Genomic DNA, 13,865 nt, shown 5'->3' with positions numbered 1-13,865 from the left:
TCACGTTCCGTGACCGTCCGGGGGTCCCTCAGGCTCCGTAGAACAGCTCGTCCACCACGGCCCGGGCCCGCCGGGTGGTCCGCCGGTAGTCGTCGAGCATGTCCCCGACGTGCCCCGGGTCGTACCCCAGGTAGCGGCCCACGGCGGCGAGCTCGCGGCCGTCCGAGGGGAAGGTGTCCCCGGCCCGGCCCCGCACGAGCATGACGGCGTTCCGGACACGGGTGGCCAGGACCCATGCCTCGTCCAGCGTCGACGCGTACTCCGCGGACAGCAGATCCGCCGCGCAGGCGGCGGCCAGCGCCTCCCGCGTCCGGGTCGTCCGCAGGCCCGGCTCGACCCAGCCGTGCTGGAGCTGGATCAGTTGAACCGTCCACTCCACGTCGGAGAGACCGCCGCGCCCGAGCTTGGTGTGCAGCGTGGGGTCGGCGCCGCGCGGCAGCCGCTCCGTCTCCATCCGGGCCTTCAGCCGCCGGATCTCCCGCACGGCCTCCTCGCCCAGCCCCTCCGCCGGATACCGCAGCGGATCGACCAGCTCGATGAAGCGGCTCCCGAGGTCCGCGTCCCCCGCCACGACCTCCGCGCGCAGCAGCGCCTGCGACTCCCACACCAGCGACCAGCGCCGGTAGTACGCCTCGTACGAGTTCAGGCTCCGGACCAGCGGCCCGGACTTCCCCTCGGGCCGCAGATCCGCGTCGATCAGCAGCGGCGGGTCCGCGCTGGGCAGCTGGAGCAGCCGCCGCATCTCGGACACCACGGCGTTCGCGGCCCGCGACGCCTCCTGTTCGGCCACGCCCTCCCGCGGCTCGTGCACGAAGAGCACGTCCGCGTCGGAGCCGTAGCCGAGCTCATGGCCCCCGAAGCGGCCCATCCCGATCACCGAGAACCGCGTGGGGAGCGTGTCCCCCCAGCCGTCCCGCACCACGGCCCGCAGCGTGCCCGCCAGCGTCGCGGCGGTCAGATCGGACACCGCGCCGCCGACCAGGTCGACCAGCGCTCCCTGATCGGCGACGGCCGGCGTCTCCTCCGTTCCGTACGAGGCGATGATGTCCGTCGCGGCGGTGCGGAACAGCTCCCGCCGCCGCACGCCGCGCGCGGCGGTCACCGCCTGCTCGCCGCCGTCGGCCCGCCGCACCGCGGCGAGGATCTCCTGCTCCAGATGGGCACGGTCACGCGGTTCGAGGCCGCCGCCCTCCCCGTCGCCCAGCAGCGCCACCGCCTCCGGCGCCCGCATCAGCAGGTCCGGGGCCAGCCGCCCCGCCGAGAGCACCCGCGCGAGGTTCTCGGCGGCGGCACCCTCGTCCCTCAGCAGGCGCAGATACCAGGGGGTCTTGCCGAGCGCGTCCGACACCTTGCGGAAGTTGAGCAGGCCGGCGTCGGGGTCGGCGGAGTCCGCGAACCACCCCAACAGCACCGGGAGCAGGGTCCGTTGGATCGCGGCCTTGCGGCTGACCCCGGAGGCCAGCGCCTCCAGGTGGCGCAGCGCGGCGGCCGGATCGGCGTACCCGAGGGCGATGAGCCGCTCCCGGGCCGCGTCCGGGCTCAACCGGGCCTCGACCGGAGCCAGTTGGGCCACGGCGTCGAGCAGCGGCCGGTAGAACAGCTTCTCGTGCAGCCGCCGCACCATGGCCGCGTGCCGCTTCCACTCCCGGTTCAGTTCCTTGACCGGGTCGGCACGCAGCCCGAGCGACCGCCCGATCCGCCGCAGATCGGCCTCGTCCTCCGGCACCAGATGCGTGCGCCGCAACCGGAAGAGCTGGATGCGGTGTTCCATCGTCCGCAGGAAGCGGTAGGCGTCGTCCAGCTGTACGGCGTCGGCGCGTCCCACGTATCCGCCCGCCGCGAGCGCCTTCAGGGCATCCAGTGTCGTACCGCTGCGCAAGGACGTGTCGGCCCTGCCGTGCACCAACTGCAGGAGCTGTACGGCGAATTCGACGTCCCGGAGCCCTCCCGGAGCGAGCTTCAGCTCCCGCTCGATCTCGGCGACCGGGATGTTCTCGACGACGCGGCGCCGCATCTTCTGCACGTCGGCGACGAAGTTCTCCCGCTCGGCGGCCTGCCACACCAGCGGGGAGAGCGTGGCCACGTACTTCTCGCCCAGCTCCAGGTCACCGGCGACGGGGCGGGCCTTCAGCAGCGCCTGGAACTCCCAGGTCTTGGCCCACCGCTGGTAGTAGGCGAGATGACTGCTGAGCGTGCGTACCAGGGGACCGTTGCGGCCCTCGGGGCGGAGATTGGCGTCGACCGGCCAGATGCTGCCCTCGACGGTCGTCTCGGAGCAGATCCGCATCATGTGCGAGGCGAGCCGGGTGGCCGCCTGCACGGCCTTCTGCTCGTCGGCCCCCTCGACGCCCTCCCCGACGAAGATCACGTCGACGTCGGACACGTAATTGAGCTCGTGTCCGCCGCACTTGCCCATCGCGATGACCGCGAGCCGGCACAGCGCGGCGTCGTCGGGCGCGGCGGCCCTGGCGATGTCGAGCGCGGCGCGCAGGGTCGCGGTGGCGAGGTCGGCGAGTTCGGCGGCGGTCTGGGCGAGGTCGGTGGTGCCGCACACGTCGCGCGCGGCGATGGAGAGCATGCAGCGGCGGTAGGCGACGCGCAGCGAGACGAGGTCCGTCGCGTCCGCCAGCCCCCGTTCGAACTCCTGGACACCGGGATGCAGGTCCTGTGCCTCGTAGGTGACGAGGGCCTGCCAGTCGTGCGGGTGCCGGGCGAGGTGGTCGGCGAGCGCGGCGGAGGCGCCGAGCACGCCCAGCAGCCGGTCCCGCAGCGGTTTGGCCGCGATCAGTGTGTCGAGGAGCTCCCGCTGCGCGGGATGCCCGTCCTGCGCCTCGACGAGCCGGACAAGTCCGAGGAGCGCGAGGTCCGGGTCGGCGGTGGCGCCCAGCGCGTCCAGCAGGACCGGGTCGGACCGCACGGGCGCCAGTTCGGGCCCCTCCAGGAGCCGCTCGGCCGCCGACGGATCGGTGAAGCCGTGTCGCAGCAGCCGCGTGAAGGTACTGCTTCTGCGCCCCGGCGCCGTCATCCCGGCCTCCTGTCGGATCGGATTCCACGGACCATCGGATCAAGGTCGTGCGAAGCGAGCCTAACCCCGGTCCCCAGGGTGGCGCCCCGCGCCGGTCTGGGCTTCTGTGGACTGAGCCATGAGCCGTACGACAAGGGAGTCAAGCCATGGACATGACCCTCGAAGTGATCCTGCTGCCGGTCTCCGACGTGGACCGGGCCAAGGAGTTCTACCGGGACAAGGTCGGCTTCCATGTCGACCTGGACGGGGAGGTGATGGAGGGGGTGCGGATCGTGCAGCTGACGCCGCCGGGGTCCGGGTGTTCGATCGCGCTCGTCGACGGGCTCGAGGTCCCGACGGGGACGCCGCGGCCGGGGACGTACCACGGGATGCAGCTGTGCGTCACGGACGCCAAGGCGGCGTACGAGGAGCTCACGGCGCGGGGGCTCGACGTCAGCGAGCCGGTGGAGTTCGCGCCGCGTGACGGTGCCACGTTCATGTACTTCAAGGACCCGGACGGGAACGGCTGGGCGATCCAGGAGTACCGGCGGCGGGCGACGGAGCCGCTGCACCGGCTGCTGAGCGAGCTGGCAGCCCAGCGGCAGTAGTTCATCCGCTCTTCATCCCTCCGGTTGGGGGACGTGAGGAGAGGGAATCTTGGCGTGTGCATGCTCTGTCCGCACCGCCACCGTCGCCTCTCCCCCCACCGGAGGTCTGAAGTGTCCGGCAGAAACGTGTACCGCCGCAGTCGTGCCGTCGTGGCATCCGCCCTCGCCTTCACCGCGGCCGCGGCCGGGCTCTGGACCGGGTTCGCCGGTTCGTCCCCCGCCCGCGCCGCGGCCGCGGTCCCGACCCCGGACCACGTCGTGGTCGTGGTCTTCGAGAACCACGCGTACAGCCAGGTGATCGGCTCCTCCGGCGCGCCGTACATCAACTCGCTCAAGACCGGCGGGGCCAACCTCTCCCAGTCGTACGCCGAGACGCACCCGAGCCAGCCCAACTACTTCGCCCTGTTCTCCGGCTCCACCCAGGGCATCACCGACGACAGCTGCTACACGCCCGGCTTCTCGTCCGCCCCGAACCTCGCCTCCGAGCTGATCGCCGCGGGCAGGACGTGGGGCAGCTACAACGAGACCCTGCCCAGCCAGGGGTCGACCACGTGCAGCAGCGGAAAATACGCGCGCAAGCACAACCCCTGGTTCGGCTTCAGCAACGTTCCGACGTCCAGTGCCAGGACGTTCGCCCAGTTCCCGACGGACTACACGACGCTTCCGCAGGTCTCCTTCGTCGTCCCGAACCTGTGCAGCGACATGCACGACTGCTCGGTGTCCACCGGCGACACCTGGCTGAAGAACAACCTGAGCGCGTACGCCACCTGGGCCAAGACCCACAACAGCCTGCTCGTCGTCACCTTCGACGAGGACAACCGGCTCAGCGGCAACAAGATCCCGACCGTGCTCTACGGCCAGCAGGTGACCGCGGGTTCCTCCTCCACCACCACCTACAACCACTACGACCTGCTGCGCACGCTGGAGGACATGCACGGCCTCCCGCACGCGGGCAACGCGGCCTCCGCCAAGGACATCACGGGCATCTGGACGTCCTGACATGTACGTAGCGGACAGCCGCGCCGGTACACCGGAGACTCCGGCGGCGTCCGCGGAAAGCGCCGCCCGGCCCCGCGCCGCCCGGCCCCGCGCCGGGCGGCGCCGTAACGCGGTCGCGCCCACGGTGCTGGCACTCGGCACGGTCAGCCTGATCACCGACGTCTCCTCGGAGATGGTGACGGCGGTCCTGCCCCTGTACCTGGTGGCGGGCCTCGGCCTGTCGCCCCTCGGCTTCGGGCTCCTCGACGGGATCTACAACGGCTTCTCGGCCCTGGTCCGCCTGGCCGGGGGGCATCTCGCCGACCGGGGCGGCGGCCGCCACAAGTGGGTGGCGGGCGCCGGATACGCCCTCTCGGCGGCCTGCAAACCCCTGCTCCTGGTGGCGCAGACCCTGACCCCCATCGGCCTGGTCCTCGCGGCCGACCGCACCGGCAAGGGCCTGCGCACCGCCCCGCGCGACGCCCTCATCTCCCTGTCCAGCACCCCGGAGACCCGCGGCCGCGCCTTCGGCGTCCATCGCGCGATGGACACGGCGGGCGCCCTGCTGGGCCCGCTGGCCGCCTTCCTGATCCTCCGGGCCACCGTCGACGGCTACGACGCGGTGTTCATGGTCAGCTTCTGCGTGGCCGTGGCCGGCGTCCTGGTCCTGGTGCTGTTCGTGCCGGGGGGTGCGGGTGCGCGGTCCACGGGTGCGGCACAGGAACCGGGCGCAGTCGGCGCCCGTACGCGGTCCGGGGGTGCGGCCGGCTCCCGCGCGACGGCCGGGGACACCCCCGACCGTGCGCGGTCCTGGGGTGCGGTCGGCTTCCGCGCGACGGCCGGGGACACCCGGGAATCCGGACCGCGGAGCACGGACCCCGAGGACCCGCACGGCCCTCAGGATTCCCAGGACTCCCAGGGTCCCCAGGACTCCCAGGCCCCCCGGGATTCCCACGGCCCCCAGGGCCCCCGGAGCCCCCAGGGCCCCCGGAGCCCCCAGAGCTCCCGGAGCCCCCAGAGCTCCCGGAGCCCGCGTACGACAGCCGAAGGCGCCGCCCCGACCGCACCGCGCCCCACCCTGCGCGCCGCCCTCGCTCTCCTGCGCCGACCGGAACTGCGCCGCATCGCGCTCTGCGCGACCCTGCTCGGCCTCGCCACGGTCAGCGACTCGTTCGTGTTCCTACTGCTCCAGCGCAGGCTCGGGGTGCCGGACCGCTGGTTCGCGCTGCTGCCCCTCGGCACGGCCGCCGCGTTCCTGCTGCTGGCCGTCCCGCTCGGGCGCCTCGCGGACCGGGCCGGCCGGTGGGGGGTGTTCCTGGCCGGCCACGGCGCCCTGCTCCTCGCGTACGCCCTGCTGCTCACGTCCTGGCACGGTGCGGCGCTGCCGTACGCCGTCCTGCTCCTGCACGGCGGTTTCTACGCGGCGACGGACGGCGTGCTCATGGCCGCGGCCTCCGACAGCGTGCCCAAGGAGCTGCGCTCGTCCGGGCTCGCGCTGGTCCAGACGGGGCAGGCGCTGGCCCGGTTCGTCTGCTCGCTCGGCTTCGGCGCGGCGTGGACGGCGTGGGGCGACCGCACGGCGCTCACCGCGTCGGCCGTGGCCCTCGCCCTGTGCGCCCTGTTCGCCCTGAGCCTGCGCCCCGCCCACCGCACCCCCTCGGCAGAAGGCCCCGTATGACGCTGCGAACCCGCATCCTGGTCCTGGTCTGCGCCCTGGTCGTCCTGGCGGGCGTCGCGACGGCCTCCGTGCTGCACGCCTCGGCCCGCGCCGAGCGCAGGAACGAGGCCCGCCCCGGCGGCCCGCGGATCACCGCGGGGCGGGTCTCCCTGACCGACGCCCGGCGGCTGGTGTTCCGGAACATGGCGTGGGGCCCGCACCGCGACGAGCTGACGGCCGTCCCGGCGTCCGACCCGTCGGGCCCGCGCACGGCGTCCAAGGTCAAGTGCCTGCGCTTCTACGCCGCTTCGGGCACCGGAGTGTGCCTTCAGGCGGTGCACGGCACGGTCCGGGACACCTACCGGGCGGTGATCCTCGACGCCGGTCTGCGCGTGACGGCCCGCTACGACGTGCCCGGCATCCCGTCCCGCGCCCGTGTCTCGCCCAGCGGCCGGTACGCGGCCTGGACGGCGTTCGTGGGCGGCGACTCCTACGCGGGCACGAACTTCTCGACCCGGGCGGCCGTCGTCGACACCCGCACGGGGAGGCTGACACCGTCCCTGGAGGCGTACCGCGTGGTGAAGGACGGCAGGACCTACCACGCGGCCGACGTCAACTTCTGGGGCGTGACCTTCGCGGACGACGACCGCACCTTCTACGCCACGATGGCCACGCACGGCACCACCCACCTGGTCCGCGGCGACCTGCGCACCCGCACCGTCACCACCCTGCGCACGAACGTCGAATGCCCTTCCCTCTCCCCCGACGGCACCCGCGTCGCGTTCAAGAAGCGCGTCCAGGGCCTTCCCCAGGACGCCCCTTGGCACCTGTACGTCCTCGACCTGCGCACCGGGCGCGAAACCCCGCTGGCCGAGCCCCGCAGTGTCGACGACCAGGCGGTCTGGCGCGACGACCACACCCTCGTCTACGCCCTCCCCGGCGACTACGGAGCCGACCTGTACACGGTCCCGTCCGACGGCACGGGAAAGCCGCGGCGCATCAGCACCGCGGCGGTGTCTCCCGCGTACGTGCGCCAGTGAGTCACCTCCAGCGCGCCGCAGCGCGGCCACCGCGGGCCCCACCCGGGTCAGCCGCCGCCTCGCTTCATGACGGCCGCCCGCCGAACTGCCAGTCGTGGACCTCGATGTCGGCGTACCGGTCGGGGGTGAGGACGGCGCGGGCCGCGTCCGGGTCCGGCGCCCGCACCAGCGCCGCCGTACCCAGCCAGGCGGAACCGTCGTCCGACAGCAGCGGCCCGTAGGCGATCAGCCCTTCCCGCTCCGGCGGCACGTCGAGGTCGGCGGCCCGCCCGGCGCCGAGGCCGAGCACCAGGTACCGGTTGCCACCGGTACGGCCGCCGGGAAACTCCCACATGGTGCGCCCCAGCGTGTTGCGCCACCGGCGCACCAGCACGTCGCGGTACACGCCCGCCTGGTAGCCGGGCTCACCGAAGGCGAACGCGTGGGCGGCCGCGGGATCCGGCAGGTCGACGATGTGCACGCTGCCGGTGGGCGCGTCCCGGTCACCGTCGAGGGTCGGACCGCGGGCGATCATCTCCGCCGCGTACCCGTCCATGTAGGACCAGTGCTCCTCCAGCAGCTCGTCGCGCAGTTCCAAGGAGCCGGGCCGGTCACGGTGATAACAGAAGAACTCCATACCCACAGTCTTCATCACCGGCCCACTTCCCCGGCCAACAGGCCGCACAAGAGGCGGAGTTGACGGCAGAGCACGGCACGAGCCAGCCCCACGACCACCGGCGCCGCCGCGGACCTCCCGGCCGCCCATTCCCTCCGGGCCCGGCCCCCGAAGACACCGCAGGGCCGACGGTCACCGACCGTCGGCCACGCGCCGTTCTCACGGGAAACCCGCTCCCACCTGCGCCTACAGCACCGGCAGATTCTTCCGCAGCTCGAAGGCGGTGACCTCGAAGCGGTACTCCTCCCACTCCGACTTCTTGTTGCGGAGGAATTGACGTGCAGCGCTGGCTACCTGCCGCGCTCCGAACTCGACCGCCCCTGAACTGCGGAAGCCGGGGTCGTTCGTGGCCGTCGCTTGTCGTTGCCGGCTGGCCTTTGACGGCCCAGAGACGGCCCAGGGTGGGCTGCCACTCTGGACACCGCCAGAGTTGAACGGCGCCTCCGAGACGCTGTCTCCCTCCCAACTAGAGCGCGGCCAGGGTGGGCAGACTCGCAAGCGACGCGCACCTCATCAGGCACTGGACTCAGGAAACTTGTGAGCGTCGACCCGCAGCGCCGTCGCCGAGGTCCAAGAGTCCTGCGAGCGAGGCACCTTGGGGGCGACCCACGACTCTGCTGGTCCTCTCCGGCTCCCTTGGGTGCTCTGCTAGCGCCGTACGAGGCCGCGTTGGCTGAGCCCAAGATTCCGCGCCGATCCTGTCACGCAATCAGCTTGGGTGCGCCCGTTTCCACTGCGGTTCCCCGGAGCACCAGCTCATACCGCTGCGGTAGAGGAACAGAGCTGCTGCGACACAGGCAATCAACCGTGCACGCGATTCACTGAAGCGGCCGTGCGAAGGGCAACACCGTCGCTACGGTAGGCACATGCGTTGCCTGCTGACTGCTGACCTTGACCTTCCCAGTGAGGGCTTGAAGCGTGTGATGCGTCGTCTGGGGGCCGACATCCTTAAGGCCAGCCAACTGCCTGTCGACTGGCTCACCCAGACACCCGAGCCGCCGGTTGATTTCGTGTGTGCTGTCCTTGGTAAGGGGGACAATCGCGACGCTGAGGCAGCCGTATTGGTGGACATCGGTGTCGCCCTCGGCCGCCGCACTCCGGTCTTCTTGGTCTTGGAGCCGCCCCGGCGGGCACCACTTGTGCTTGCCGGCGTAACTCTGATTGAAGCAGACCTCCGAAATGAGGAGGCTCTGGAGCTCCACCTCAAACAGTTCCTTCGAACTTTGCGGCGAAAAACGGAAGCTCACACGGCGACATCAGACCTCCCCGCACTTTCGCGCGATTCGGCCACTTTGGCTCATTTGCGCCTGAAAAAGATTAGCACGGGTGAACACTTCCAAAATCTTATACTTGAGGTATTGGATTCACGTGCGGCGGAAGTTTCAGAGCTTCGTGCGACCGGCGATATGGGTTACGATGCTGCGATCTGGGCCGATGAAGCTAGCCCCATCCTCGGCGGTCCAGTGCTAGTTCAATTGAAAATGTGGATAAGCGCTCCGCGACACGGTCTCACGCGGGCCGTAGAGAACTTCTCGGCTCGACTTAGCACAAGCCAGGTACCGTTCGGTCTGCTTATTTATCATTCACTGGAAGAAGAGCAAGGGGAGCGTCGCGGATCCATTCCATCCGACCCCCGCGTAGTTACCATCTCGGCGCATGAACTGGTGGACGCTCTCAGTACCCAACCGCTGAGTAGCCTCCTTGTCTCCATGCGAAATGCAGTGGTGCACGGGGTGCCTTATCGTGCCTAATTTTGACAGCTCGATACTTAAGTCGCATCTCGAACGTGCTGGAAATTCTACAAATTCGACACATGTTCGCGGTAAGGCCTTCGAAGACGCCCTTGAACACATCTTCGCCGCAGTGCCAGGTTGTGACGTGCAGCGCAACAGCCTCAACAGGTTCACATCTGAGGAAGTGGACATCTCCGTGATGAACTTTCGGGAGAACAATGGCTTGAGGGCCCTGCCAGAAATCTTCCTCGTTGAATGCAAGAACTGGAGTATGCGAGTTGATTCAGCTACTGTAAATGAATTTGCAGCTAAAATTCGCCATCGCGGTTGCACGCTAGGAATTTTGGTTGCAGCAAACGGGGTAACAGGGAGCCCTTACGAGAAAACCGCAGCCTACCAGTCCGCCGCGCTGGCTCTGGTCGAACGCACACGAATGCTACTCGTAACCACTGCGGACTTGACTGCGCTGGCATCGAGTGAGGACATTGTAAGTCTCTTGCATCGCCGTCTACTAGACCTTATCGCGGCCGGCACATTTACTCTAGGCTAAGCAGAGTCCGCCCCCGGCAATTGAGTACCTAGGTAGCGTTGCGCTGGAGCGGATTTGGATACGCGCATGCGCACAGTGGCGTGGCCTGTATTAACAAATTCACGTTTGGCGTCTCGCAAGTTCAGTACCTTATCAACCACGAGCGTTTCAATGCATGGCCCAAGATCCACCTGATACTCGCCGAAGCTCAATAGCATGCCCTCATAGGTAGCCGCCAAGGCAAATGTGTCACTTGTCGTAAGCAATTCAAAAGCCTCTTCCCGGACTACTCCGATAGACACGGTGCTCGCCGCAAGACTCACCTTCTCACCACGCAGCAAGGAGACAGCCTCTCGGGCATCGTTTCCGTCCCGCATGGTGAAATCTGCTGGTGCTGGGAAGAATTGTCCGGTCATCGTCTGAAGGATGGCTAGAGCCTCGTAAGCGTCGGCCCATCTCTCCGCTTCATCGACATCCCAGCCGCCAGGCGTCATGCCTTGCGAGATCGGGGCGCTCAGCCGGGTTGACGAGGGACCTTGGAATGCCACTTCCATCATTGAGCCAGCTCGGGCACGACTGATCAGCCTAAGAACCGGGACCAGGGCCTGCGGGAGCGCCTCTTCGGGTGGCGTGAAAGAAAGTGTCTGCCGCCATGACCTATTGCGGTTGTCGTAACGCATTTTCACGTGCATGAACGCAGTGACGTCGCCACCGAGCAGAGTTCCACCATCGGTGCCAGTTGTCCGCTCAATGAACTGCAGAGGCAACGAAGCAGTGGGAATCCCGGAGGCGGCACGTACAACGAGTTGGGCTCGGAGCGGGGGAGTCAGCGTTTCCCGATTTGCCTCAATACGCACGGCCTCGGGGACAAAGGAGCCGCTAATACCTAGCTCCGAAGGGGCATCAATTGTCACCCCTTGAACATTTCCACCGGAGAGTTCCACCTCGCCGCCGTAGCGCAAAGCGTCTTCAAATCGTTTGAGACGGCGCCGTTCTTCTGGATCGCTTTGCTGGAACGCAAATTTTCCAGTGAACCGGATTGTCGAGCGGCTATCTGGCTCATTGCCCGTCGGCGACAAGTGAATGGCGGTCCCGCCATTCAAATCAAGAGAAGCACTAATTGCATAATTAGGAGAGATCTCCTGCGCCCGAACCTGCAAGGCGCGATACCGGTCGATCAAATCGGGAATCCCGCCGATCAGCAGGTCACGCTCAGCCCGGGCTTCTGCGATGCGGTCCAGAATGTAATCCCCGGACTCCTGTAGTGCATATCTGACCAAATCTGCATGCTCAGCGAAGTGCTGATTAAGCCAATTCAGTCCACGCCAGTTACGAACGAAGGGGAATTCGTCACGCAATCCCTCAAACCATCTCATTTCAGCCGGGTTCGGGCTGATTGGTACGAGGAGATCCCACTGATCAGGCTGGTATCGGGCAGTAGAGACTAGAGAACGGCGGACTTGTTCCCTTCGGCTCGATGTCATCCGCCCCGTGAACGACTTAGCCTCGTAGTGAATTAGTTCGCCGGATTCGGTGTACTCATAGAGGTCCCGACCGCCATCTCCGCCGGTCCCGTCGACTTCCTGGGCGCGCGGCCGCAGCCGCAGTACCAGCATGGTTACTAGAGCTTCGGATACCGTCGGAGTTCTTGCAATGTCCTGCCAGGGCACACTCACCATGGCCCAAAGCCTACGGGCCCATAGTTGCAGTGAAGGGCGCTTCGTGGTTCTTCGCTTGCCTCTTGACCGCTGCAACGGGGGCAGACAGGCGCGCAAGCCCAGCCGAGGACGGAAGCAGAGCGATCCGCGTTGATGGTGCAAAGAAGCTCTATCGCACCGCTTCGGAAACGAGCCGGCTCGTGAACCCCTCGCTCCGCAACCGCTCGTACGCCACCGATACCTCACGAGGAACCTGTTGCTCGATCATGAATCCTTGTTGGGGATACACGACGAGCCGCTGTTGGGCTCCAACCAACATGTCGATGACGAGCCTCGCATCCTGGATCGAATCCACGTACTCGGCGAGGGACATGGGGGTCGAAGCGCTCACCCACTCGACCTCCGGCCAAAGCTTCCGGGCAGTCGCGTACGCCCGCCGCTCCTCATACGGCTTGCTGACCAGGAGAACTGAGGACACGGAGACACGCCCCGCCTCAAGCAGAGCCCTGGAGAAACGGATGTTCTCACCCGTGTTTCGAGCCTTCGGCTCGATGATGATGGCGTCCGCAGGGACGCCCAGCTCCACAGCCCGATCCCGGTAGTGTTCGGCCTCGCCTCGAGGCATCCGCTCACGGGTAGTACGACTGGTCGCTCCTGTGAAGACGATGACCGGTGCCATGCCCTTGAGGAACAGATCGGCCGTGGTGTCAGCCACGCCCAGGTCATGGCTACCGAGGCCGATTGCCACCGAGCAGGGGTGCGGTTCGTGGCCCATCTGTTGGAAGTCCCAGAGCAGTTGTGCATCGGCCCATGCCTGCGTCGAAATCACTTGCGCTCGCCTTCCGTCTTCGCCGAGTCGGGCACCTTGAAGTCGTAGGACCACGAGAACCGTGTGGCTGCGTGTACACCGATCGCGAACTCCACCACGGTTCCGTCGGCGGTGTAGGTGGTGCGGTGCAACTCGACTACCCACTCCCCCGGCGAGAGCTGCAAGAGCTGGGATTCCTCGTCCGTAGGGACCCGCGCGAACAGGTCCTCCTTCATGTGGTCGATCTCGTACCCGGCGTCATAGAGGACACGGAAGCCACCGCCACGGCCGGCGGGCCCCGGAGTTGGGTCCACAATTCGTGTGCCCTCGACGTGTTCGGGCCTGTAGTAGCTGGTCAGGGTGTGCGTCGGCTGCGAGCCCTCTTTTACGAGCCTCGCCCGCGCATAGACCTCTGCCCCCTCATGCAGACCGTGCGCCTCCGCCACGAGTGGCGGCGCCGGCACACGGCTGACTCTCTGTGTCTGCTCGTTGCGGCGGTATGCGCGGCCGGATGCCACGCGGTCGGCGATGAACGCCACCTCGTCACCGTCGCGCCACTTTGCCTTGTCGTACCGCGCGATACCGAGCCGCTTGAGAGGCGTCTGCTGCCGCACCACGGTGCCGTGGCCTCGTGAAGAGGTCACTAGTCCCTGCACTTCGAGCGCCTTGTAGGCCTTGTGGACAGTGTCCTTTGAGCCCTCGCCGGCCGCCACAAGGTCCCTGATCTGGGGCAACTGGACGCCCGGAGCGTACTCACCGCTCTTGATCTGCTCGGCGAGCTTGTCCGCCAGTTCCCGCCACTTCGGTGCCACTGCAGAACTCCTCTCGACGTGTCCAGTGAAGCACAGTCCTAGGACTGTTGACAGTCCTGGGACTGCGGTGCATCCTCATCTCAGGCCGGTCGCAGTCCTAGGACAGCGGCCCGGAAGGGCCTTCTTTGGGCTGCTTCGATGCCTGGTCGGTTCGGGATAGCTCTCCCAACGGAGGCCCCCTGCTGGTCGTTCCTTGAGAACTCAACAGTGCGCCTGAGGAAGACCGCCCCACCTCCACGACCAAGAGGGCGGCGTACACGGGTTCTGCCCCGAGTGCGAGTACAGCGCCATTCGATCCTTCCGCAGGGCATCTGCGGCCGGTTGCCTCCACTGCTCGTCTTGTCCGAGCAGCGCTGAGGGAAGCCGGAGCTACCGACTTCAAC

The 13,865-nt window shown here is 67.7% G+C and carries 11 protein-coding genes; 6 read left to right on the top strand and 5 right to left on the bottom strand.

Translation table 11 applies throughout. The features are described from left to right. Positions 1-28 precede the first annotated feature (28 nt). A complete protein-coding gene (locus OOK38_RS21840; RefSeq protein ID WP_266757987.1) occupies positions 29-3,025 on the bottom strand; it encodes a bifunctional [glutamine synthetase] adenylyltransferase/[glutamine synthetase]-adenylyl-L-tyrosine phosphorylase in 2,997 nt (998 codons plus the stop codon). Between the two features lie 146 nt (positions 3,026-3,171). Between OOK38_RS21840 and OOK38_RS21835 the strand changes: the two genes are divergently transcribed. The 4 genes from OOK38_RS21835 to OOK38_RS21820 all read left to right on the top strand — a co-directional run bounded on the left by OOK38_RS21835 (position 3,172) and on the right by OOK38_RS21820 (position 7,287). Further along, positions 3,172-3,612: a VOC family protein gene (locus tag OOK38_RS21835; protein ID WP_266757989.1), complete on the top strand. Its 441-nt coding sequence runs from the start codon at positions 3,172-3,174 to the stop codon at positions 3,610-3,612. A 111-nt stretch (positions 3,613-3,723) separates the two neighbouring features. Then, the gene (locus tag OOK38_RS21830; protein WP_266757991.1) at positions 3,724-4,611 is read left to right on the top strand and encodes an alkaline phosphatase family protein; all 888 of its coding nucleotides are present in this window, start codon (positions 3,724-3,726) and stop codon (positions 4,609-4,611) included. Between the two features lies 1 nt (position 4,612). Next, positions 4,613-6,268: an MFS transporter gene (locus OOK38_RS21825; RefSeq protein WP_266848699.1), complete on the top strand. Its 1,656-nt coding sequence runs from the start codon at positions 4,613-4,615 to the stop codon at positions 6,266-6,268. After that, positions 6,265-7,287 (top strand): TolB-like translocation protein, encoded by a 1,023-nt coding sequence (locus tag OOK38_RS21820; RefSeq protein WP_266757995.1) that lies wholly within the window; start codon positions 6,265-6,267, stop codon positions 7,285-7,287. Before OOK38_RS21825 ends, OOK38_RS21820 begins: the two co-directional genes overlap by 4 nt. A gap of 64 nt (positions 7,288-7,351) precedes the next feature. On the opposite strand, the gene OOK38_RS21815 is transcribed toward OOK38_RS21820, so the two are convergent. Beyond that, positions 7,352-7,903 (bottom strand): YciI family protein, encoded by a 552-nt coding sequence (locus tag OOK38_RS21815; RefSeq protein WP_266765648.1) that lies wholly within the window; start codon positions 7,901-7,903, stop codon positions 7,352-7,354. 905 nt (positions 7,904-8,808) lie between these two features. Between OOK38_RS21815 and OOK38_RS21810 the strand changes: the two genes are divergently transcribed. Next, the gene (locus tag OOK38_RS21810) at positions 8,809-9,693 is read left to right on the top strand and encodes a hypothetical protein (protein ID WP_266757996.1); all 885 of its coding nucleotides are present in this window, start codon (positions 8,809-8,811) and stop codon (positions 9,691-9,693) included. After that, positions 9,686-10,225 (top strand): restriction endonuclease, encoded by a 540-nt coding sequence (locus OOK38_RS21805; protein WP_266757998.1) that lies wholly within the window; start codon positions 9,686-9,688, stop codon positions 10,223-10,225. The genes OOK38_RS21810 and OOK38_RS21805 overlap by 8 nt, the downstream gene beginning before the upstream one ends. Here the strand turns inward: OOK38_RS21805 and OOK38_RS21800 are convergent. The 3 genes from OOK38_RS21800 to OOK38_RS21790 form a co-directional block, all read right to left on the bottom strand. Then, entirely contained in the window at positions 10,222-11,883 is a 1,662-nt protein-coding gene (locus OOK38_RS21800) for a hypothetical protein (protein WP_266758000.1), read from the bottom strand. The genes OOK38_RS21805 and OOK38_RS21800 overlap by 4 nt on opposite strands. 148 nt (positions 11,884-12,031) lie before the next feature. Further along, positions 12,032-12,691: a YdcF family protein gene (locus OOK38_RS21795; RefSeq protein ID WP_266758002.1), complete on the bottom strand. Its 660-nt coding sequence runs from the start codon at positions 12,689-12,691 to the stop codon at positions 12,032-12,034. Further along, the gene (locus OOK38_RS21790) at positions 12,688-13,482 is read right to left on the bottom strand and encodes a GntR family transcriptional regulator (RefSeq protein WP_266758004.1); all 795 of its coding nucleotides are present in this window, start codon (positions 13,480-13,482) and stop codon (positions 12,688-12,690) included. The genes OOK38_RS21795 and OOK38_RS21790 overlap by 4 nt, the downstream gene beginning before the upstream one ends. Between the last annotated feature and the right edge of the window lie 383 nt (positions 13,483-13,865).

This window comes from Streptomyces sp. NBC_00568 (assembly GCF_026341855.1).
Taxonomy (GTDB): Bacteria; Actinomycetota; Actinomycetes; order Streptomycetales; family Streptomycetaceae; genus Streptomyces.
This window is presented reverse-complemented; position numbering and strand designations above follow the sequence as displayed.